We start from the raw sequence: 19,466 nt of genomic DNA on the forward strand, positions 1-19,466 counted from the left end.
GTGCCCTTAGGGGAAGCCTCAAAACCTGTGGAAAACGTGAGAATGGGCCCTTGTGCGTCAGGGCTAGTTGGAAAGGACAGTTGGTGGCAGACCAGACCCAGGATTCGCCCGAAGAAACCAACGACGGCGTCCAGTCGGACGCTGCGCAGAACATTGACAATCCCGCCGGCGACGCTGCGGACGAGATCAGCGAAGCCGACATCAAGAACGGACAGCTCGACGATTCGCTTGCACCCCAGCACTACGACGCCAGCGACCTCAAGGTGCTCGAAGGCCTTGAAGCAGTACGCATCCGTCCCGGTATGTACATCGGCTCCACCGGACCGCGAGGACTGCATCATCTTGTGTACGAGATCGTCGACAACTCAGTCGACGAGGCGCTCGCCGGCTACGCCACGCATATCGAAGTGAGCATCCTGCCGGACAACGGCATCCGCGTGGTTGACAACGGCCGAGGCATCCCGGTCGACATCGTTCCCGGCGAAGGCATCTCCGGCGTCGAAACGGTGATGACCAAGCTGCACGCCGGCGGCAAGTTCGGCGGCGGCGGATACGCGGTCTCCGGCGGTCTGCACGGCGTGGGCATCTCCGTCGTCAACGCACTGTCCACCCGCGTGGACGTGGAAGTGCGCCGACAGGGCTTCCACTGGGCTCAGACGTACATCGACCAGAAGCCGCAGGGACGACTCAAGCAGGGCTCTCCCATGGGCCCCGACGAGCACACCGGCACGTCCGTGACGTTCTGGGCGGATCCGGCGATCTTCGAAACGACCGAATACGACTTCGAGACGCTGCGTTCCCGCTTCCAGCAGATGGCCTTCCTCAACAAGGGTCTGAAGATCTCGCTCACCGATCTGCGCACCGTGGACCAGGCCGGTGACGAAGTGACCGGCGAGGACTCCGACACCCCGGCCGAGGAACGTCACCAGAGCGTGACCTACCAGTATGTCAACGGCATCAAGGACTACGTGGAGTACATGGTCAAGTCGAAGAAGGCCACGCCTGTGGTCGACGACGTGATCGACTTCGCCGCGGAGGACCTGAAGCTCGGCATCTCCGCCGAAATCGCCATGCAGTGGACGAGCGCCTACTCCGAATCCGTGCACACCTTCGCGAACACCATCTCCACCACCGAAGGCGGCACCCACGAGGAAGGCTTCCGCGCCGCGCTCACCACGCTGGTGAATCGCTACGCCCGCGAGAAGAACATCCTCAAGGACAAGGACGAGAACCTGTCCGGCGACGACGTGCGTGAAGGACTGACCGCCGTGGTGTCCGTGAAGCTCACCACCCCGCAGTTCGAAGGCCAGACCAAGACCAAGCTCGGCAACTCCGAGGCCAAGGCGTTCGTGCAGCGTGTGATGACCGACAAGCTCGGCGACTGGTTCGATGCCAATCCCGCCGGCGCCAAGATGATCATCCAGAAGGGCATCGAGGCATCCCGCGCCCGCATCGCCGCCAAGAAGGCCCGCGAATCCACGCGACGCAAGTCCATCTTCGAGACCGCCGGTATGCCGGACAAGCTCAAGGACTGCCAGTCGAACAACCCGGAGGAATGCGAGCTGTTCATCGTCGAGGGTGATTCCGCAGGCGGTTCCGCCATCCAGGGACGCAACCCGGAGACGCAGGCCATCCTGCCGCTGCGAGGCAAGATCCTCAACACCGAGCGTGCGTCGATCGACCGCATCATGAAGTCCGACACCATCGAATCGCTGATCACCGCGGTGGGCGGCGGCTACGGCGAGGACTTCGACCTGAGCAAGGTGCGCTATCACAAGGTCATCATCATGGCCGATGCCGATGTCGACGGCGCGCACATCGCCACGCTGAACCTGACGCTGTTCTTCCGCTACATGCGCCCGATGATCACCGCTGGATACGTGTACGTGGCCATGCCGCCGCTCTACCGACTCAAGTGGACGCGCGGCGATCACGACTACGTGTACACCGACGCCGAGCGTGACGCCAAGCTCGCCGCAGGCAAGGCCGCGGGACGTCAGCTGCCCAAGGGCGAAGGCATCCAGCGTTACAAGGGTCTGGGCGAGATGACGTATCAGGAGCTGTGGGAGACGACCATGGACCCCGAGCACCGCATCCTCAAGCAGATCCACATCGAAGACGCGGCCGCCGCCGACGAGACATTCTCCATGCTCATGGGCGACGACGTGGAACCGCGCCGCCTGTTCATCCAGCGCAATGCAAAGGACGTTCGTTTCATCGACGCGTGAGCGGAGATGAACAGACAGCGCTGCATCGACGCGTGAGCGGAGATGAATAGACAGCACTGCATCGACGCCTGACGGGCGTCGATAAAGCGAACGTAGACGCCGGGAAAAGCTGAATGTCCAGTGGACATTCAGCCCGGCGTCCCTCGCGCTTCCTACGAAGCGCGAGGCAAGACCAAGCTCCTGAATGACCGTGGGACCCAAGGCGTGAGTACGCCCCCACCCCAGTCACCACATCCCCCATCACAGGGAGCCAATAACAAAGGAACCATCATTGGCAGACGAAACCAATAGCAACGGCAACGAGCCTGAGCAGAACGACGAGCGCGCGGAGCACTCGCTCGAACCCACCAGCCCGCAGGCCGGCGAGAAGCTGGAACTCGACGAAAACCGCATCCAGCACACCGACATCCAGCAGGAGATGCGTCAGTCGTACCTCGACTACGCCATCTCCGTGATCGTGGAACGTGCACTGCCGGACGTGCGCGACGGTATGAAGCCCGTGCATCGTCGTATCGTGTACGCGATGTACGACGGCGGCTACCGTCCCGATCGCGGCTACTCCAAGTGCGCGCGACCCGTCGCCGACGTCATGGGTAACTACCACCCGCACGGCGACGTCGCTATCTACGATTCACTTGTGCGCATGGCACAGCCGTGGTCCATGCGATACACGCTCGTCGATGGACAGGGAAACTTCGGTTCGGCCGGTGACGATCCGCCCGCTGCAATGCGTTACACGGAGTGCCGCATGATGCCGCTCGCCATGGAGATGGTGCGCGACATCGACAAGGACACCGTGGACTTCGTTCCCAACTACGACGGTCGTACGCAGGAGCCGACCGTGCTGCCCGCACGATTCCCGAACCTGCTCGCCAACGGATCGTCCGGCATCGCCGTCGGTATGGCCACCAATATCCCGCCGCACAACATGCGCGAACTGGGCGAGGCCGTGCACTGGACGCTCGACCATCCCGAAGCCACCCGCGAGGAGCTGCTCAACGCGCTCATCGGCATCATCAAAGGACCGGACTTCCCCACCGGCGCCACGATCCTCGGCCATAAGGGCATCGAGCAGGCGTACCGCACCGGCCGTGGTCTGATCACCATGCGTGCCGTGGTGAACACCGAGGAGATCAAGGGCCGCATGTGCCTGGTGGTCACCGAGCTGCCGTATCAGGTGAACCCGGATCGTCTGGCCGCGTCCATCCGCGAAGGTGTGCGCGATGGCAAGATCCAGGGCATCGCCGACATGCGCGACGAGACGTCCGGCCGTACCGGTCAGCGACTCGTGCTCGTGCTCAAGCGCGACGCCGTGCCGAAGGTCGTGCTCAACAACCTGTACAAGCACTCGCAGCTGCAGCAGACGTTCGGCGCGAACATGCTCGCGCTGGTCGACGGCGTGCCGCGTACGCTCTCGCTTGACGCGTTCATCCGCCACTGGGTGAGTCACCAGCTCGAAGTGATCGAACGCCGTACCCGCTATCTCAAGCGTGAGGCCGAGGAGCGCGATCACATCCTGCAGGGTCTGCTCAAGGCGCTCGACGCGATCGAGGAGGTCATCCGACTCATCCGTTCCAGCCAGGGCCGTGAGGATGCCCGTCCGAAGCTGATGGAGTTCCTCGACATCGATCAGGTGCAGGCCGACGCGATCCTGTCCATGCAGCTGATCCGACTGGCCAACATGGAGGCGCAGAAGATCATCGACGAGCATGAGGAACTCATGCGCAAGATCGCCGATTACAACGACATTCTCGCCAAGCCGGAACGTCAGCGTCAGATCGTGGGCGACGAGCTCGACGAGATCGTCGACAAGTACGGTGACGAACGTCGTACCAAGATCCTCCCGTTCAGCGGCGAGGTGAACATGGAGGACCTGATCGCCGAGGAGAACGTGGTCGTCACGGTCACGCACTCCGGCTACATCAAGCGCACCAAGGCCGACGAATACCGCGCCCAGCATCGCGGCGGCAAGGGCATCAAGGGTGCCAAGCTGCGCGAGAACGACGTGGTGGACCACTTCTTCCTCACCAGCACACACAACTGGCTGCTGTTCTTCACGAACGCCGGCCGCGTGTACCGCATCAAGGGCTATGAGGTGCCGGAGGGCTCGCGCGACTCCAAGGGATCGCATGTGGCCAACCTGCTGCAGCTCGCACCCGACGAGAAGATCCAGCAGGTGCTGTCCATCCCGAACTACGAAGTGGCCGACTACCTGGTGCTCGCCACGCGCAGCGGCAAGGTGAAGAAGACCCGTCTGGCGGACTACGATTCGCCGCGTCAGGGCGGTCTGATCGCCATCCGTCTGATGGAAAGCGAGAACGAGGACGGCACGATCGAAACCGACGAACTCGTGGGCGCCAACCTGTGCAATGCGACCGACGACATCATCCTCGTCTCCCGCAAGGGCATGAGCCTCAAGTTCAAGGCCGACGACGAGCAGCTGCGACCCATGGGTCGTCAGACCGCCGGCGTGCAGGGCATGAAGTTCCGTGACGGCGACAGTCTGCTCGCCATGGACGTGGTGTCCGGCGACACCGACAAGGACCTGCTCGTGGTGACCGACGAGGGTTTCGCCAAGCGCACCGCGATCAGTGAATACCGTCTGCAGGGTCGTAACGGCTTCGGCGTGAAGGCCATGCAGCTGGCCGAGGGCCGCGGTTCGCTCGTGGGCGCGGTTGTGGTCGCCGAGGACGATCAGATCATGGCCATCATGAAGTCCGGCAAGGTGATCCGTTCCGATGTGGCCGAGGTGAAGCGCACTGGCCGCAATACGCAGGGCGTGACCCTCGCCAAGCCCGACAAGGGCGACGAGATCATCTCCATCGCGCGCAACGAGGAGAAGGACGAGGACGAGACGGAGGGCACCGAGACTGCGGTGCCGCAGTCTCAGCCCGAGTCTCAGCCTGAGCAGTCTCAGCCCGAGGACTGATCGACGAATTCCGTGGGCTTCCTCCGCATGATGGTCATCTGCAGGAGGAAGCCCACGATTTCGTTGCGACAACCCTCACCGTGATAAAACCGCAATAAAACATGAGCGTCCCGGATTCCACGTCCCAAAAGGCTGGTAACCTCGGGGCAGCAGACAGCATCGATACAGCATCGATCAAGCGTTGTGACGGTGCGATTCCTGAATTGTTGAAGGAGATTCAATGAGCGACGAACAGTCAGTGCCGCAGGAGAACGCGGCCGAGGCTCAGCCGGTGCAGCCGGGGCATCGTACGTCCCGTTCCGCGGCATCCTCCCCCAAGCCGCTGATCAGCGAGGAGCAGGCAGCCGAGCATGAGGGCGTCGTCGAACCCGCTCCCGCGGCATTCAAGCCTGCGAGCCGTCCGGCCAAGTCCGAGCGCAAGTCCAGCGTTCCCCGCGCCCGTCGCATGAAGCTGTCCCTCACCAAGGTCGATCCGTGGTCGGTCACCAAGGTGTCGTTCCTGCTGTCCATTGCCGGCGCCCTGATCCAGGTGATCGCCGTCGCGCTGATCTGGCTGTTGCTCAACTCCATCGGTCTGTTCGACAACATCACGCAGATCGTTTCCACCACCGGTCTTGACAGCGGTGGTCTCGACATCGCCAGCTTCTTTGGCATCGGCAAGGTGCTGAGTGCCGTGACGATCTTCTCGATCTTCGAAATCGTATTGGTCACCGTACTCGCCACCATCGGTGCGTTCCTGTACAACGTGGTGAGTTCGCTCGTCGGCGGCGTGCATCTCACACTTGGCGACGACTGATCGACGACGGTACGTCACGACTGACGACAACGACAAGAGGGGCTCTTCCAATAGGAAGAGCCCCTCTTCATATCCGTAGATCCATATCATTCGCGAGTGGTTCGTGCGCACGTCATTAGTGTGATCACACTAACCACGCACACACGAACCACTCACGTTAGTGTGATCACACTAACGTGAGAGATCACACGTGATAGATCAGTAGATCAGTAGTGGTCGACCATGCGCCAGCCCTTGGTGATGACCTCGGCGTATTCCTCGTCGGGATCAAGTCGACGCAGTTCCTCACTCAGGCATTCGACCATCGAACGACGCGGCAGGGAGATGCGCTGTTCGGCCTGTCCCGGCTGGCTGATGATCGCCGTGGTCTTCTCGCCGCGCTCAAGGCTGGTGATGCCATCCTCACGATGGAAGTACACACCCATCAGCGTGTCCTCCTCCGTGCGCTCGATGCGGGTCGGCGCCTGCAGCGCCACGGCCAGCCAGGACGCCAGAAGGTCCACACACAGGCGATTACCGCCGCGGACCACCACGGACTCGACGGGCAGATACGGCGGCTGATCAAGCATGGAGGCCAGAACGCCGCGCCACACGGTCAGGCTGGTCCACGACATATCGGTATCGCGCGGCGACCAGTTGGCACGCAGCGCGGTGAACAGCGCCTCCGGATTCGGCGACTCCATCGCGTCGGTGACACGGCTCGTGGCCATGCGGCCGATAGGATCCTCGGCCAGATTCTCCGGTGCCTTGGACGGCCACCATGCCACGATCGGCGAATCGGGGACCAGCAGCGGAATTACCAGGGTGTCAAGATGACGGGTCAGGCCGTTCGTCGGACGCAGCACGATCACCTCGCCGGCGCCGGCGTCGGCACCGAAGCGCACCTGCGCGTCAAGACGGGACTCGGTGATCTCCGGATGCGCGACCAGTGCGATCACGCGGCACGGATGCTCACGGCTGGCGGTGTTGGCGGTCTCCACGACCTCTTCCAGATGCTCCTCGTCGGTGGAGATCAGCAGGGTGAGCACACGGCTCTGCGCGGACTCGCCGCGTTCCTTGTGCAGCTGATCGATACGACGCGAGATCTCGGCCGTGGTGCTGTTCGGCAGTTCAACGATCATTGTTCGCTCCTCGTTTCGTTCTCATGCGCCTGTTTGGTCGTTTTCGCGGTTCCGCTGATCACGGCAGTCGCCAGGCGCGACCGTCGGCGGCGAGCATCTCGTCGGCCTCCGCGGGGCCCCACGTGCCGGCGCGGTACTGCTGCGGCTGACCGAGCGTGGCCCAGTACTCTTCGATCGGGTCGAGGATCTGCCAGCTGAGATCCACTTCCTTGGTGGTCGGGAACAGCGGCGGATCGCCAAGCAGCACGTCCAGGATCAGACGTTCGTAGGCCTCCGGCGACGACTCGGTGAAGGAGCTGCCGTAGCTGAAGTCCATGTTCACGTCGCGCACTTCCATGGCGGTGCCCGGCACCTTGGCACCGAAGCGGAGCGTCACGCCCTCGTCGGGCTGCACACGGATCACCACCGCGTTCGAGCCGAGTTCACGGGTGGCGGTGGTTTCGAACGGCAGGTGCGGCGCGCGTTTGAACATCACGGCGATCTCGGACACGCGCTTGCCCAGACGCTTGCCGGTACGAAGGTAGAACGGCACGCCGGCCCAACGGCGGGTGTCGACGTCCAGACGAACGGCCGCATACGTTTCGGTGGTGGACTTAGGGTCCACGCCGCGCTCCTCGAGATAGCCGACGACCTTTTCGGAGCCCTGCCAGCCGCCTGAGTACTGGCCTCGCGCGGTGTGATGGCTCAGGTCCTTCGGCAGGCGCACGGCGGAAAGCACCTTGGTCTTCTCGGCGGCCAGGTCGGCGGCGGAGAACGAGACCGGCTCCTCCATGGCGGTGAGCGCGAACAGCTGCAGCAGGTGGTTCTGGATCACGTCACGCGCAATGCCGATGCCGTCGAAGTAGCCGGCACGCGAACCGATGCCGAAGTCCTCGGCCATGGTGATCTGCACGTGGTCGACGTAGTTTGCGTTCCACACCGGCTCGAACATCATGTTCGCGAAGCGCAGGGCGAGCAGGTTCTGCACGGTCTCCTTGCCGAGATAGTGATCGATGCGGAACACGGAATTCGGATCGAACACTTCGGACACCACGCGGTCGAGCTCCTGCGCGCTGGCCAGATCATGACCGAACGGCTTCTCGATGACCACGCGACGCCATGCGCCCTCGGGCGACTTGGCCAGACCGGATGCGGCGAGCTGGCGGGAGACCACCGGGAACGCGCTCGGTGGCACGGACATGTAGAAGGCGTGATTGCCGCGGGTGCCGCGGTCGCGGTCCAGGTCGGACACGGTGTTGGACAGGCGGGTGAACGCCTCGGAATCGTCGAACGCGCCGGAGACGAAACGCAGACCGGATGCCAGCTGCGCGAAGGTCGCCTCGTTGAACGGCGTACGGCAACGGGCGCGTACGCACTCCTCCACATACTTGGCGAAATGCTCGTCGGTCCAGTCACGGCGACCGAAGCCGATCAGTGCGAATCCTGCGGGCAGCAGACCGCGGTTGGTCAGATCGTAGACCGCGGGCAGCAGTTTCTTCTTGGCGAGATCGCCGGTCACACCGAAGATGACCAACGAGCACGGGCCTGCGATGCGTGGCAGTCGCAGGTCATGCGGGTTGCGCAATGGGTTGGTGAAGTCTGGCATGACTCTCCTCCTTGAAAGCGAATGGTCGTGGCATGGATGCGCTGACGTGGTTTCCGTTTGTACCAGAATCCACGCCGATCGTGCGGTCCGTTGCCGTTGTTTGGGGCAAGACACGACTATTCGCTGGCCGGTTGGTTCGATGTTCAGTTGTTTGTACGTGTTTGGTTGTGCTGGCGCACATGCTCATGGAATGCGGGCGGGCGACTCATCGCATGCATAACGGTGGTGCATGGCTATACCTGTGCCTTGCAGCATTCCCCCGATGCGCCGATGATTCGGCATCCCTAATTGCATAAAGATACTACGAATCTAAGCCCAAGGTGCTATGAAGTCCATAGCCGGCACATCCGTATTGCCGTAGGCGTATGGAGTGGGTCGGCTGGATGTCAGAACGGTCATATGGATACTTATCGAACGGTAGATAGTGGCCGATGCAAAGACGGAAAGGCCGAAAAGGCCACGGGTCGTGCGGTAATCTGGTGCGCATGGTTGAGGCGAGGAAAAAGAAGATCCGCAAGGCGCCCGAGGAGCGCAAGGCGGAGATCGAGCAGGCGGCGCTCAAGCTCATCAGCGAACGGGGATATAACGGCATTTCGCTGAAGGACATCGCTGACGAGGTGGGGATCAGCCAGCCGGGGCTGCTGCATTACATCGGTAACAAGGAGGGGCTGCTGTCCCTGCTGATCACCGACGTGTACGACACGTCTGGCACTCCGGATGAGTTTCTGAAATCCGGTTTGCCGGGCAGTGACCCCGAAGCTCCGCATTTCCCTGCCTATCTGCGATATCTGGTTCGGCACAACGCGGCGCGACGGACCATGGTGCAGCTGTTCATGGTGCTGGGGTCTGAGGCGCTCAATGAGCAGCATCTATTGCATGACTACTACATGAACCATGAGGCAGGCGTGTGGAAGACGTATTCCGCGTATCCGTGGAAGCTCCCTCCGGAGGTGGGAGGATGGGAGAACATGCGGCAGACCGTGCGTATGGTGCTGGAGGCAATGGATGGCGTCCAGTTGCGCTGGTTGCGTGAGCCGCCGATCGACTATTACGACGAGTGGCTGGCGTTCGAGCGCATACTGTTCCCGTCCCCGGTGTGGGATGCGTATCGGTGATGCGCCGATTGGCGGCGGTTTGACGAACGTTTCTTGACGAACGTCTGAAGTGGCGACAGTGACGATGGCCCGGATCGTTGATGATCCGGGCCATCGTCGTATTGTGTGTCATACGATTCCATCTGGTGAGTTTTTATTGAATATCTAATAGATATTGATATGGCGATGTTGGTTGTTTGAGTGTGGTGATCAAAAACGCTCATAATGCAACGATTTATGTACGTTTGTACATATTATCTTTAATTTGTTTTCTGAATTGACGAACATTGTCGGCGTGTCGTACTGTATAGTTATCTAACGGATGGTCGATAACGAATGTTGTGCATCGACCATCACTTGGGCGAACAGCCGGACGGACGGTGAAGTTCGGAACGAATCGCTCCGCCACATGCGCGTCACCTACGCGCTGAGCATGTCGAAGAAGACTGAACAAAGGTAGTCAAGGAAGGTTCATGACAATGGCCGCTACTGCAACACTGTCCAAAGAGGAACGGCTCGCCGCGCATAACGCCGCGATCGCCGCCGCTGGCAAGGATCCCTCGCTCTCCCCCGAAACCGGCAAACCGGTCGCCAAATCCACGCTGTTCCGCTTCGGTGCGGGCTTCCTGATCTTCGGCATCCTGTGGATGAGCGGTCTCAGCATTGTTTCCGCCGTGCTGCTGCCCGAGCATTACAAGGCCATCGAAGGCGCCAACCCCGAAGCGCTCGTCGGCATCGTCAACTCGTTCACCGCCGTCGCATCGCTGGTCTCCAACCTGATGTTCGGCAACTTCTCCGATCGCTCCCGTTCCCGCTTCGGCCGCCGCACCCCGTGGATCGTGTTCGGTGCCCTGCTCGGCGGTGTGACGCTGTTCCTCACCGGCACCACGCATAACGCCGTGCTACTCACCATCTTCTACTGCGCCTGCATGGTTGGCCTCAACTGCATGATCGCCCCGCTGGTCGCCATCCTCTCCGATCGCGTGCCCTCCGGCGTACGTGGCACCATGAGCGCGTTCTACGGTGCCGGTGCCACCATCGGCGCACCCATCGGCACCATGATCGGCGCTCTGTTCATCACCAACCTGATCCCCGGCTTCGCTGTCGCCGGCGTGCTCATGTTCCTCGGCGGCGTGGTCGCTGTGGTCATCATGCCGCGCGAACAGTCCGCCGACTACCTGCCCAAGGAGGAGGGATCCCTCAAGGACGTGCTCATGAGCTTCCGTCCGCCGAAGTTCTCCACGGCCCACGACTTCTACAAGGCGTTCGCCGGCCGCTTCTGCATGCTCGTCAGCTACCAGATGATCAGCGTGTACCAGCTGTACATCATCCAGAACTACATCGGTCAGAGCGTGGAGCAGTCCGCCGTCACCATCTCCGTCGTCTCCTCGATCATCATGGTCGTCTCGCTCGTCGGTTCGTTCATCTCCGGCCCGGTGTCCGATCTCATCGGCCGTCGCAAGGTGCCAGTCATCGTCGCGTCCGTGTTGTTCGCCATCGGCATCGCCATGCCGTGGATCTTCCCCTCCTCGATGGGCATGTACCTGTTCGCCGGCATCGCGGGCCTCGGTTACGCCGTCTACTCCGCGGTCGACCAGGCGCTGCTCGTCGACGTGCTGCCGAACAAGGAGGAGGCCGGCAAGGATCTCGGCATCCTCAATCTGGCCACCACGCTCGGCCAGATGTGCGGACCGATCATCATGAGCGCCATCGTGGTCAACCTCGGCTACACGTTCGCGTTCCCCGTGTCGATCGCGCTGGCCATCATCGGCTGCTTCTTCATCCAGATCATCAAGGGCGTCAAGTAACACCGACTCCCCTCCGGCGGGACGGGCCATCATGGTCCGCCCCGCTTCACTGTATCCAGCCAACATTCACAATCCATACTCAAAGGAGAGCCGCCATGAGCACAACAGCAGTCGATCGGATCCTGTTCGGTGCCGCATACTACGACGAATACATGCCCGACCTTGAGCAGTCCGACGGACTCGACGCCGATGCCCGTGCCGACCGCGACATGGCCATGATGAAGGCCGCCGGCATCAATGTGATCCGTATCGCGGAATCCACGTGGAGCACCTGCGAACCGCAGCCCGGCGAATTCGACTTCAGCCACGTGGACCGTGCGCTCGACGCCGCCCACCGCGCGGGAATCGACGTGATCGTGGGCACACCCACCTACGCTGTACCGGCGTGGCTCGTGCATATGCATCCCGACGTGCTTGCCGTGACCCCCAACGGTCCAGGCTCATACGGTGCGCGGCAGATCATGGACATCGTCAACCCCGCCTATCGCTTCTACGGCGAACGGGTGATCCGCCGGCTCATCGCGCATGTGGCCGCTCATCCGGCCGTGATCGGCTATCAGGTGGACAACGAAACCAAGTACTACGACTCCGTCTCGCACGATATGCAGACGCTGTTCATCAAATATCTGCGTAAGAAGTTCCATGACGATCTCGACGAACTCAACCGTCGGCTCGGTCTGGACTACTGGTCGAACCGCGTGGATTCATGGGAGGACTTCCCCGACGTGACCGGGTCGATCAACCAGTCGCTGCGCGGTGAATTCGACCGGTTCCGCCGCGATCAGGTGGCGCGGTTCCTCGCGTGGCAGGCGGACATCGTACGCGAATACGCGCGCGACGACCAGTTCATTACGCAGAACTTCGACTACGAATGGCGTGGTTACTCGTACGGCGTGCAGCCCGCCGTCGATCACTTCAAAGCCGCGCGCGGTGTGGACATCACCGGTGTGGACATCTATCACCCCGCCGCGGACGAACTCACCGGCAAGGAGATCGCGTTCGGCGGCGACATGGCTCGCTCCACCAAGGATGGCGCGAACTATCTCGTGATCGAGACCGAGGCTCAAGGACAGCATGGATGGCTGCCGTTCCCCGGTCAACTGCGTCTGCAGGCGTACTCGCATCTGGCGAGCGGTGCTGATTCGGTGATGTACTGGCATTGGCATTCCATCCATCATTCGTATGAGACGTATTGGAAGGGGCTGATCTCGCACGATCTGGAACCGAATCCCACGTACGAGGAGGCTGGGGTGTTTGGTCGTGAGATCGCCGCGGACGGTGTGGGCGATCGGCTGATCCACCTGAAGAAGCGCAATCGCGTGGCGATCATGGTGTCGAACGAGTCGCTGTCCGCGCTGGAATGGTTCCGAATCGAGACCGGATTCCCGGACGGTGTGGGCATCAACTACAACGATGTGGTGCGTCGTATCTACGATGCGCTGTTCGAGCTCAACGTGGAATGCGATTTCGTGCCGGTTGACGCTGGCGTGGAGCGTCTGGGGCGGTACGCGATGGTGATCGCGCCGGCGTTGTACTGCGCTCCGCAGGAGACGATCGACGACCTGCGTGCGTACGTGCGCGACGGTGGCCATGCGGTGGCCACCATGCGTTCGTTCGTCACCGACGACGAGGTGACCGTGTGGCATGATCGCGCACCTCACGACCTCACCGACGTGTTCGGCATGAGCTACAACCAGTTCACGCGGCCCAAGGGACGAGTGGGTGTGGCGTTCGCGGATGGCATGCTCGGCGAGGATGTGGCTGCGGGCGGTGCGGCTGTAGGCGATGCGGTGCGTGCCGAGGCGCTGATCGAATTGCTCAAGGTGACGCCCAAAGCTGGGACCGAGGTGCTCGCGCGATACGATCATTACGCGTGGAAGGACTATGCGGCCGTCACCCGTCACGCGTTCGGCGACCAAGGCGGCTGGGGCGAATGGATCGGCACCATGCTCGACGCGAGCACCATGCGTGCCGTGCTGCGCGAGGCCGTTGTGGCGTCAGGAATCGCGTCGGATGCCGGCGTCGCCGCGGCGATGTCGCTCGCCGGAACGGTGACCGTTCGTCGTGGCGAGAACGCGGCCGGCGAATCCGTGACGTATCTGCTCAACTACTCCCCCGAGCCGGTGCGGGTTCCCAGCCCGGTCGCAGGCACGGTGCTTGTGGGTGGCGGTCGTGTTGCCACGGATGGCAGTGCGGTCGATGATCCCTCCGCCGGACCCGCGGTCGGAACCGCGTTGCAGGCCGGTGAAGAGATCGTCGTCGGACCGTGGAATCTTGTGGTGATCGCCGGCTGATTGCCGTATGTCGTCGATGTTGTCGACGTGTCGGCAACGATCCCTCATTTATTAATTTTTTGATTTGACAAATACAAACGAGCGATGCATAATACTGTTATCTAACAACAAGTAGATAACGTTGATGGCGGCTGAAACGATGACATCACCGCGGCCGTCCCCGTCGATGACGACACCCCGCCTACGTAGTCCTGAACCTCGCAAGACTCATACGAATGGAGCAATGATGACCCTGACCACAACCGATTCCACGCAATCCCCCGCCTCCGTCCTTCCCTACATCAAGGGCGTCAACCTCGGCAACTGGCTGGTGCTGGAAAAGTGGATGAACCCCGCCCTGTTCGACGGCACCACAGCCGACGACGAGTACTATCTGCCCACCCAGCTCTCTTCCGACGTATACGAGGCGCGCATCCGCACACATCGATCCGAATACATCACCGAACGCGATTTCGCCACCATCCGGTCGTGGGGCCTCAACTCCGTGCGCATCCCCGTACCGTACTTCATCTTCGGCGATCGTCCGCCGTTCATCGGCTGCATCGACGAACTCGACAAGGCGTTCAACTGGGCCGACAAATACGGACTGACCATCCTCATCGACCTGCACACCGCGCCGATGAGTCAGAACGGATTCGACAACGGCGGCATCAGCGGCGTGTGCAAGTGGGCGCAGCTGCCCGACGAAGTGGAATTCGTACTCACCGTGCTCGAACGACTCGCCCAGCGCTACGGTACGCGCGAATCGTTGATGGGCATCGAGATCATCAACGAGCCGAACACCACCACCTCATGGTCGATGATGGATGTGACCGAACGATATCCCGCCGTGGACGCCGAACTGGCCACCGGCACCGGTCCCATCGCTTTCGATTGGCTCAAGGACTTCTACGTGACCGCCTACCATCGTCTGCGCGCCCACCTTCCCGAAGACAAGGCCGTGGTCTTCCACGACGGATTCGACATCTGGCAGTGGAAGGACTTCATGCGTGACGGCAACGAATTCAAGAACGTGATCCTCGACACCCATCAGTACCTGATGACCGCCGAAATGATGGGATGCCCACAAACCGCGGAAGGCTACGACGACTTCGTACGCAACACCTACGCGCCGATGATCGAAGAAATGAGCGCATACTTCCCCGTGATCGTCGGCGAATGGTGCCTGTTCAATTCGGTCGGCTGCGGCGTGGACACGCACGGCGGACAGTCGGTACTCAACGGCGAGGAAGGCGCGGCCGTGGAAAGCCTCACCCCGCAGGAGAAGCGCGACCTGTATCAGGGCGTAGCCGCATCCCAACTGGAGGCGTGGAGCAAGGGCTCCGGCTACTACTACTGGAACTACAAACTGCTCACCGACACCGTGAACACCCCCGGATGGATCGGCTGGGACGCCTGGGATCTGGGTCGCTGCGTGGCGCAGGACTGGTTCCCCGTCGACCATCGCTGAACGTCGCGCCGCACTGTCGAAACTGTCGAACCATCGAACAGACGATCAACCACCGCACTATCGAATATCATCCAATCTAAGGAGCGCTAGGCAACGATGCTGCACAATCCCATCCTCCCCGGATTCAATCCGGACCCCGCCATCTGCCGCAAGGGCGATGACTACTACATCGCCGTATCCACCTTCGAATGGATGCCCGGCATCCCCATCTACCATTCGCGCGACATGAAGCACTGGGAACTGCTCACCCACGTGCTCACCGACGACACCAACCCGAACCTCACCAAACTGCCCAGCGCCAAGGGCATCTGGGCCCCCTGCCTCACCTACGACGAGCAGGCAGGCCTGTTCACCGTGGTCTACGGCGTGATGAACTCGATGAACGCACGCTACTTCGACGTGGAAAACTATCTCATCACCGCGCCCTCGATCGAAGGGCCGTGGAGCGAACCGGTGTACCTTACGTCGTCCGGCTTCGACGCGTCCATCCTGCACGATGACGACGGACGCAAATACATCGTCTCGCTGGAATGGGAGACCCGCGAGGGCTACGAAAAACCGGGCGTGATCTGCCTGGTCGAATACGATCCCGAAGCCCAGCATGTGATCGGCTATCCGAAACGTATCTGGCGTGGAGCCACCGACCGTGGATGCATCGAAGCGCCGCATCTGACCAAGCGCAACGGATGGTACTACCTCATGTGCGCGGAAGGCGGCACCGGATACAATCACGCGGTGACCATGGGACGCTCCCGCAACGTGTGGGGGCCGTACGAGCCCGATCCCAACGGTCCGCTCGTCACTTCGCAGCCGGTCGAATCCAACGAACGCGCCGACGACGATCATCTCAAGCCCCGCTATTTCAACCCTGATTCGGTGCTGCAGAAGTCCGGTCACGGATCCTACGTGGATCTGCCGAACGGCGAAACGTATCTGGTTCACCTGACGAGTCGTCCGTTCGTGCCGGAGCTGCGGTGCACGCTCGGCCGTGAAACCGCCATCCAGAAGATGACGTGGACCGACGACGGATGGCTGCGCATGGCCGACGGCTCGAATCTGGCCAAACTCGACGTGGAAGAGCCGAATCTGCCCGACGTGCCGATGCGCGAAACCCCGGCGTTTGATGATTTTGATGATGTGGAACTCGGCAATTGGTACTACGCGCCACGCATCATGCCCGGATCGTTCGCCACAGTGGGAGAGCGCCCCGGATGGGTACGGCTGCGCGGTCAGGAGTCGCTCGCCTCGCTCAATCGGGTGAGCCTGCTCGCACGCAAGCTCACCAGCGTGCACGCCACCGTCACCACGAAGATGGACTTCGCGCCGGAGGTGTATCAGCATCACGCCGGACTCGTGCTCTACTACGACAACATGAACAACATCTTCCTGAGCAAGTACTGGTCCGAAACGCTCGGCGGTCCCGCGATCTCCCTGACCCGGCTCGAAAACGGTGAGAAGACCGAAATGGTGGATACCCGAACCGCCGTGGACGATCGGCCGCTCTACCTGCGGGTGACTGTGGACGGGCGACGGACGTGGTTCGCGTGGAGTTACGACGGTGACGACTGGCAGCGCATCGGACCGGACTTCGACACCACCACGTTCTCCGACGAATACTGCAAGTACGGCGAATTCACGGGAACCATGGTCGGACTCGCCTGCACCGACGCCGCATTGCACGAGCGCACCGCCGACTTCGATTTCTTCGACTATCAGGCGGACGAAAGCCAGCCCGTGGCGTGAGCGATAGGTCGACCGCGCACTCAACGTTTGGAAGACCGAAGAGTGCGCGGAACGCCAACACTATCCCGAAATCTCGGAAACGGTATGATGCCAAGGGTATGCGCGAGTAATCGCGCATCGATGGCGACATACTTCGTTGCGCACTCCACGAATCGATGTTCCAAGAGAGCGCGATCATACGGGATTCGGAGACGACAATGACCTACATGCAGGCGCTGATCGGGTTCGCTCTGGTGGCGGGATCCATGGCCTTGGTGCCGGGGCTCGACATGATGATGGTGCTGCACGAAACGATCAACACCACGCGCGCCCGTGGCATCGCCGCGGTGTGGGGCATCTCCTGCGGCGTGCTGGTATGGGCCGTCGCCGCTGCGGTCGGCCTGGCCGCGCTCATCAACGCGTTCCCCATGGCGTATGACGCGATCCGTGTGCTCGGCGGCCTGTACCTGTTCTATCTGGCGTTCAGCATGGCCCGGAAGAAGACCGATGACGGCAAGAGCGGCGGCCGGGATCGTGACGGCGGTGTCACTCAGACGGTTGACGGATCGGCTGGCAATGCCTCCGGCGTCAGCGGAGCGCCGAAGACATTGCGCACCTCGAATTTCCGGGAATGCGCGCAGTCGTTCTGGCGAGGATTCCTCACCGACTTCTTCAACCCCAAGATCGGTGTGTTCTACATCGCCATCATTCCGCAGTTCCTGGTGCCCGGCGTGGGCAATCTCGAGATGGGCATCTCGCTCGGGATGGTGCATTTCGTGGAAAGCGTGATCGTGCTCACCACCGTGGCGTATGCGGCATCGTTCTTCGCCAGCCGACTGCGCAATGAGCGTTCACAGCGCATACTCGGACTGGTGTCCGGCGCGATCATGGCCGTACTCGGCGGTGTGACGATCGCCGATGTGGTGAAAAGCCGGCTGTAGGCCCGATCGGTGGCGATCAGCCGGCCTTCCGGACGACTCACTTGCCGCCGAACGCGCCCTTGAACGGATCGTCGGTGTCGAACACCGGCTTCTCGGTCAGTGGGTACAGCTCATCAAGCGTGTACGTCTTGTATTCGGTGGGGCTGATGGCCAGAATGATCTGGAAATCGCGCTCGCAGAACTCGCACAGGAACTCGCGGCACATGCCGCACGGCGAACAGAACGCGGTGATCGGGCCCTTGGCGCTGCCGACGACCACAATGCGCGTGAACTCGTGATGGCCCTCCGACACGGCCTTGGCGCATGCCGTACGTTCCGCGCAGATGGTGGGCGCGAAGCCCATGTTCTCGATGTTGCAGCCCGTGTACACCGTACCGTCGGCGGCCTCGAGCGCCGCGCCGACCTGGAAGTGCGAGTACGGGGAATACGACAGTTCGCGGGCCTCGATGGCCTTGATGATCAGATCCTCGGTGGAAATCGTGCTCATGCTGTGCTCCTTTGCGTTGCCTGATTGCATGCCTCGGTTGTCATGTCTCAGTGCGATTGATTCCTCTCCCTGCCCATTGTATGAGTCTGTATGCGGCGACGATTGCCGTGAAACGCTATGCAGGGAGAAAGTGAACGGTCGTGCAGCGGAGATTGCCGTTCATGATGAACGGACGTTGGACGTCGGGCGGCGGAAATCGCGATATCAGCGATATCAGCGATACCCTTCCCACAGCGGCAGCGGGAACAGGACGTCTTCGCAACGCGACCACATGGCGGCGAAATCCTGACCGGGGGTGCGCAGCCAGCGCAACTGCACGCCATCCATCATGCTGAACCCGGCGAGTAGTACATCGGCCGCATCCACGCCATCCGGCACGGCCCAGTCGATCCTCATCGCCTGTTCCACGCCGTTGCGCTCGCGGGCGGCGAAGTAGTCGTGGGCTGGATGGTTCGGGTCAAGTGCCTCGGCGCTCAGCGTGGAGAACATATGCACCAGCTTCGGGCGCTTGATGTTGATGGCCACGTTCTCGCGGAACATGGCGGCGATCGACGGCTTTTCGGCGTGCTCGAGCGAGGCGAGCAGTTCGTTGGTCTCCTTGTCGTACATCTCGGTGAGCACGAGTTCGAGCAGGCCTTCCTTGCTGCCCACATAATGCAGTACGCCAGCCTTGGTGAGTCCGACTTCGGTGGCGATCTTCTGGATGGAGGTGCCGTAGTAGCCGAGTGTGCCGAAGTATTCGATGGTGGCGGCGAGGATCTTCTCCCGGCGGTCCGGTTCTCGGTTGGTGGTACGGGTGCGCGTGCTGCCGGTGGTCTCCATCGCGGTCGCTGCAGTCATGGGTGTGTTGTCCTTTCCTCGGCCGCGTCCCCGTTCCTCTCGATCCTCTCTCATGATCGTTTGGCATTCGTCTGACCGTTGCGGTGTCCTGCCGGGGCCGGCTCTTTGCGTCACTGCCTATCCATCATAATCCGTACCGTTCGGTTGGTAGGCCGGTGGGATGAAATATGC

At 61.7% G+C, this 19,466-nt stretch carries 13 protein-coding genes; 9 read left to right on the top strand and 4 right to left on the bottom strand.

All coding sequences use genetic code 11. The features are described from left to right. Positions 1-152: 152 nt before the first annotated feature. From gyrB to BTIS_RS09080, 3 genes are all read left to right on the top strand, one after another. Positions 153-2,228, top strand: coding sequence for a DNA topoisomerase (ATP-hydrolyzing) subunit B (gene gyrB, locus BTIS_RS09070; protein ID WP_275542049.1), 2,076 nt, complete (start codon positions 153-155; stop codon positions 2,226-2,228). A gap of 271 nt (positions 2,229-2,499) precedes the next feature. Beyond that, positions 2,500-5,157 carry a DNA gyrase subunit A gene (gene gyrA, locus BTIS_RS09075; protein ID WP_245819392.1) on the top strand — a complete coding sequence of 886 codons (2,658 nt, stop codon included), beginning with the start codon at positions 2,500-2,502 and terminating at the stop codon, positions 5,155-5,157. Between the two features lie 220 nt (positions 5,158-5,377). After that, complete coding sequence (locus BTIS_RS09080) at positions 5,378-5,953, top strand: DUF3566 domain-containing protein (protein WP_094664734.1); 576 nt, start codon at positions 5,378-5,380, stop codon at positions 5,951-5,953. A gap of 206 nt (positions 5,954-6,159) precedes the next feature. On the opposite strand, the gene BTIS_RS09085 is transcribed toward BTIS_RS09080, so the two are convergent. Continuing rightward, a complete protein-coding gene (locus tag BTIS_RS09085) occupies positions 6,160-7,074 on the bottom strand; it encodes a glucose-6-phosphate dehydrogenase assembly protein OpcA (protein ID WP_094664736.1) in 915 nt (304 codons plus the stop codon). 58 nt (positions 7,075-7,132) lie between these two features. Then, positions 7,133-8,659 carry a glucose-6-phosphate dehydrogenase gene (zwf, locus tag BTIS_RS09090; RefSeq protein ID WP_094664738.1) on the bottom strand — a complete coding sequence of 509 codons (1,527 nt, stop codon included), beginning with the start codon at positions 8,657-8,659 and terminating at the stop codon, positions 7,133-7,135. Between the two features lie 485 nt (positions 8,660-9,144). Here zwf and BTIS_RS09095 point away from each other — a divergent pair, with 485 nt between their 5' ends. The 6 genes from BTIS_RS09095 to BTIS_RS09120 all read left to right on the top strand — a co-directional run bounded on the left by BTIS_RS09095 (position 9,145) and on the right by BTIS_RS09120 (position 17,968). Beyond that, positions 9,145-9,774 (top strand): TetR/AcrR family transcriptional regulator, encoded by a 630-nt coding sequence (locus BTIS_RS09095; RefSeq protein WP_094664740.1) that lies wholly within the window; start codon positions 9,145-9,147, stop codon positions 9,772-9,774. Positions 9,775-10,226: 452 nt separating this feature from the next. After that, complete coding sequence (locus BTIS_RS09100; protein ID WP_245819393.1) at positions 10,227-11,561, top strand: MFS transporter; 1,335 nt, start codon at positions 10,227-10,229, stop codon at positions 11,559-11,561. Between the two features lie 95 nt (positions 11,562-11,656). Further along, positions 11,657-13,855: a beta-galactosidase gene (locus BTIS_RS09105; protein ID WP_094664744.1), complete on the top strand. Its 2,199-nt coding sequence runs from the start codon at positions 11,657-11,659 to the stop codon at positions 13,853-13,855. 223 nt (positions 13,856-14,078) lie between these two features. After that, complete coding sequence (locus BTIS_RS09110; protein ID WP_245819394.1) at positions 14,079-15,305, top strand: glycoside hydrolase family 5 protein; 1,227 nt, start codon at positions 14,079-14,081, stop codon at positions 15,303-15,305. A gap of 96 nt (positions 15,306-15,401) precedes the next feature. After that, the gene (locus BTIS_RS09115) at positions 15,402-17,048 is read left to right on the top strand and encodes a glycoside hydrolase family 43 protein (protein ID WP_094664748.1); all 1,647 of its coding nucleotides are present in this window, start codon (positions 15,402-15,404) and stop codon (positions 17,046-17,048) included. A gap of 197 nt (positions 17,049-17,245) precedes the next feature. Next, complete coding sequence (locus tag BTIS_RS09120; RefSeq protein ID WP_094664750.1) at positions 17,246-17,968, top strand: LysE family translocator; 723 nt, start codon at positions 17,246-17,248, stop codon at positions 17,966-17,968. Between the two features lie 37 nt (positions 17,969-18,005). Here the strand turns inward: BTIS_RS09120 and cdd are convergent, their stop codons facing one another. Together cdd and BTIS_RS09130 are read right to left on the bottom strand one after the other, a co-directional pair. Beyond that, complete coding sequence (gene cdd, locus BTIS_RS09125; protein WP_094664752.1) at positions 18,006-18,485, bottom strand: cytidine deaminase; 480 nt, start codon at positions 18,483-18,485, stop codon at positions 18,006-18,008. 183 nt (positions 18,486-18,668) lie between these two features. After that, positions 18,669-19,295 (bottom strand): TetR/AcrR family transcriptional regulator, encoded by a 627-nt coding sequence (locus tag BTIS_RS09130; protein ID WP_245819395.1) that lies wholly within the window; start codon positions 19,293-19,295, stop codon positions 18,669-18,671. Positions 19,296-19,466 lie beyond the last annotated feature (171 nt).

Source organism: Bifidobacterium tissieri (assembly GCF_002259645.1).
Classification (GTDB): domain Bacteria; phylum Actinomycetota; class Actinomycetes; order Actinomycetales; family Bifidobacteriaceae; genus Galliscardovia; species Galliscardovia tissieri.

What these genes read in the sequence shown, in the direction of transcription:
- cdd (WP_094664752.1), bottom strand. Translation starts at nt 18,485, where the DNA reads ATGCAATCAGGCAACGCAAAGGAGCACAGCATGAGCACGATTTCCACC.
- BTIS_RS09095 (WP_094664740.1), top strand. Translation starts at nt 9,145, where the DNA reads ATGGTTGAGGCGAGGAAAAAGAAGATCCGCAAGGCGCCCGAGGAGCGC.
- BTIS_RS09110 (WP_245819394.1), top strand. Translation starts at nt 14,079, where the DNA reads ATGATGACCCTGACCACAACCGATTCCACGCAATCCCCCGCCTCCGTC.
- BTIS_RS09120 (WP_094664750.1), top strand. Translation starts at nt 17,246, where the DNA reads ATGACCTACATGCAGGCGCTGATCGGGTTCGCTCTGGTGGCGGGATCC.
- BTIS_RS09100 (WP_245819393.1), top strand. Translation starts at nt 10,227, where the DNA reads ATGACAATGGCCGCTACTGCAACACTGTCCAAAGAGGAACGGCTCGCC.
- BTIS_RS09115 (WP_094664748.1), top strand. Translation starts at nt 15,402, where the DNA reads ATGCTGCACAATCCCATCCTCCCCGGATTCAATCCGGACCCCGCCATC.
- BTIS_RS09080 (WP_094664734.1), top strand. Translation starts at nt 5,378, where the DNA reads ATGAGCGACGAACAGTCAGTGCCGCAGGAGAACGCGGCCGAGGCTCAG.
- BTIS_RS09130 (WP_245819395.1), bottom strand. Translation starts at nt 19,295, where the DNA reads ATGACTGCAGCGACCGCGATGGAGACCACCGGCAGCACGCGCACCCGT.
- BTIS_RS09105 (WP_094664744.1), top strand. Translation starts at nt 11,657, where the DNA reads ATGAGCACAACAGCAGTCGATCGGATCCTGTTCGGTGCCGCATACTAC.
- zwf (WP_094664738.1), bottom strand. Translation starts at nt 8,659, where the DNA reads ATGCCAGACTTCACCAACCCATTGCGCAACCCGCATGACCTGCGACTG.
- BTIS_RS09085 (WP_094664736.1), bottom strand. Translation starts at nt 7,074, where the DNA reads ATGATCGTTGAACTGCCGAACAGCACCACGGCCGAGATCTCGCGTCGT.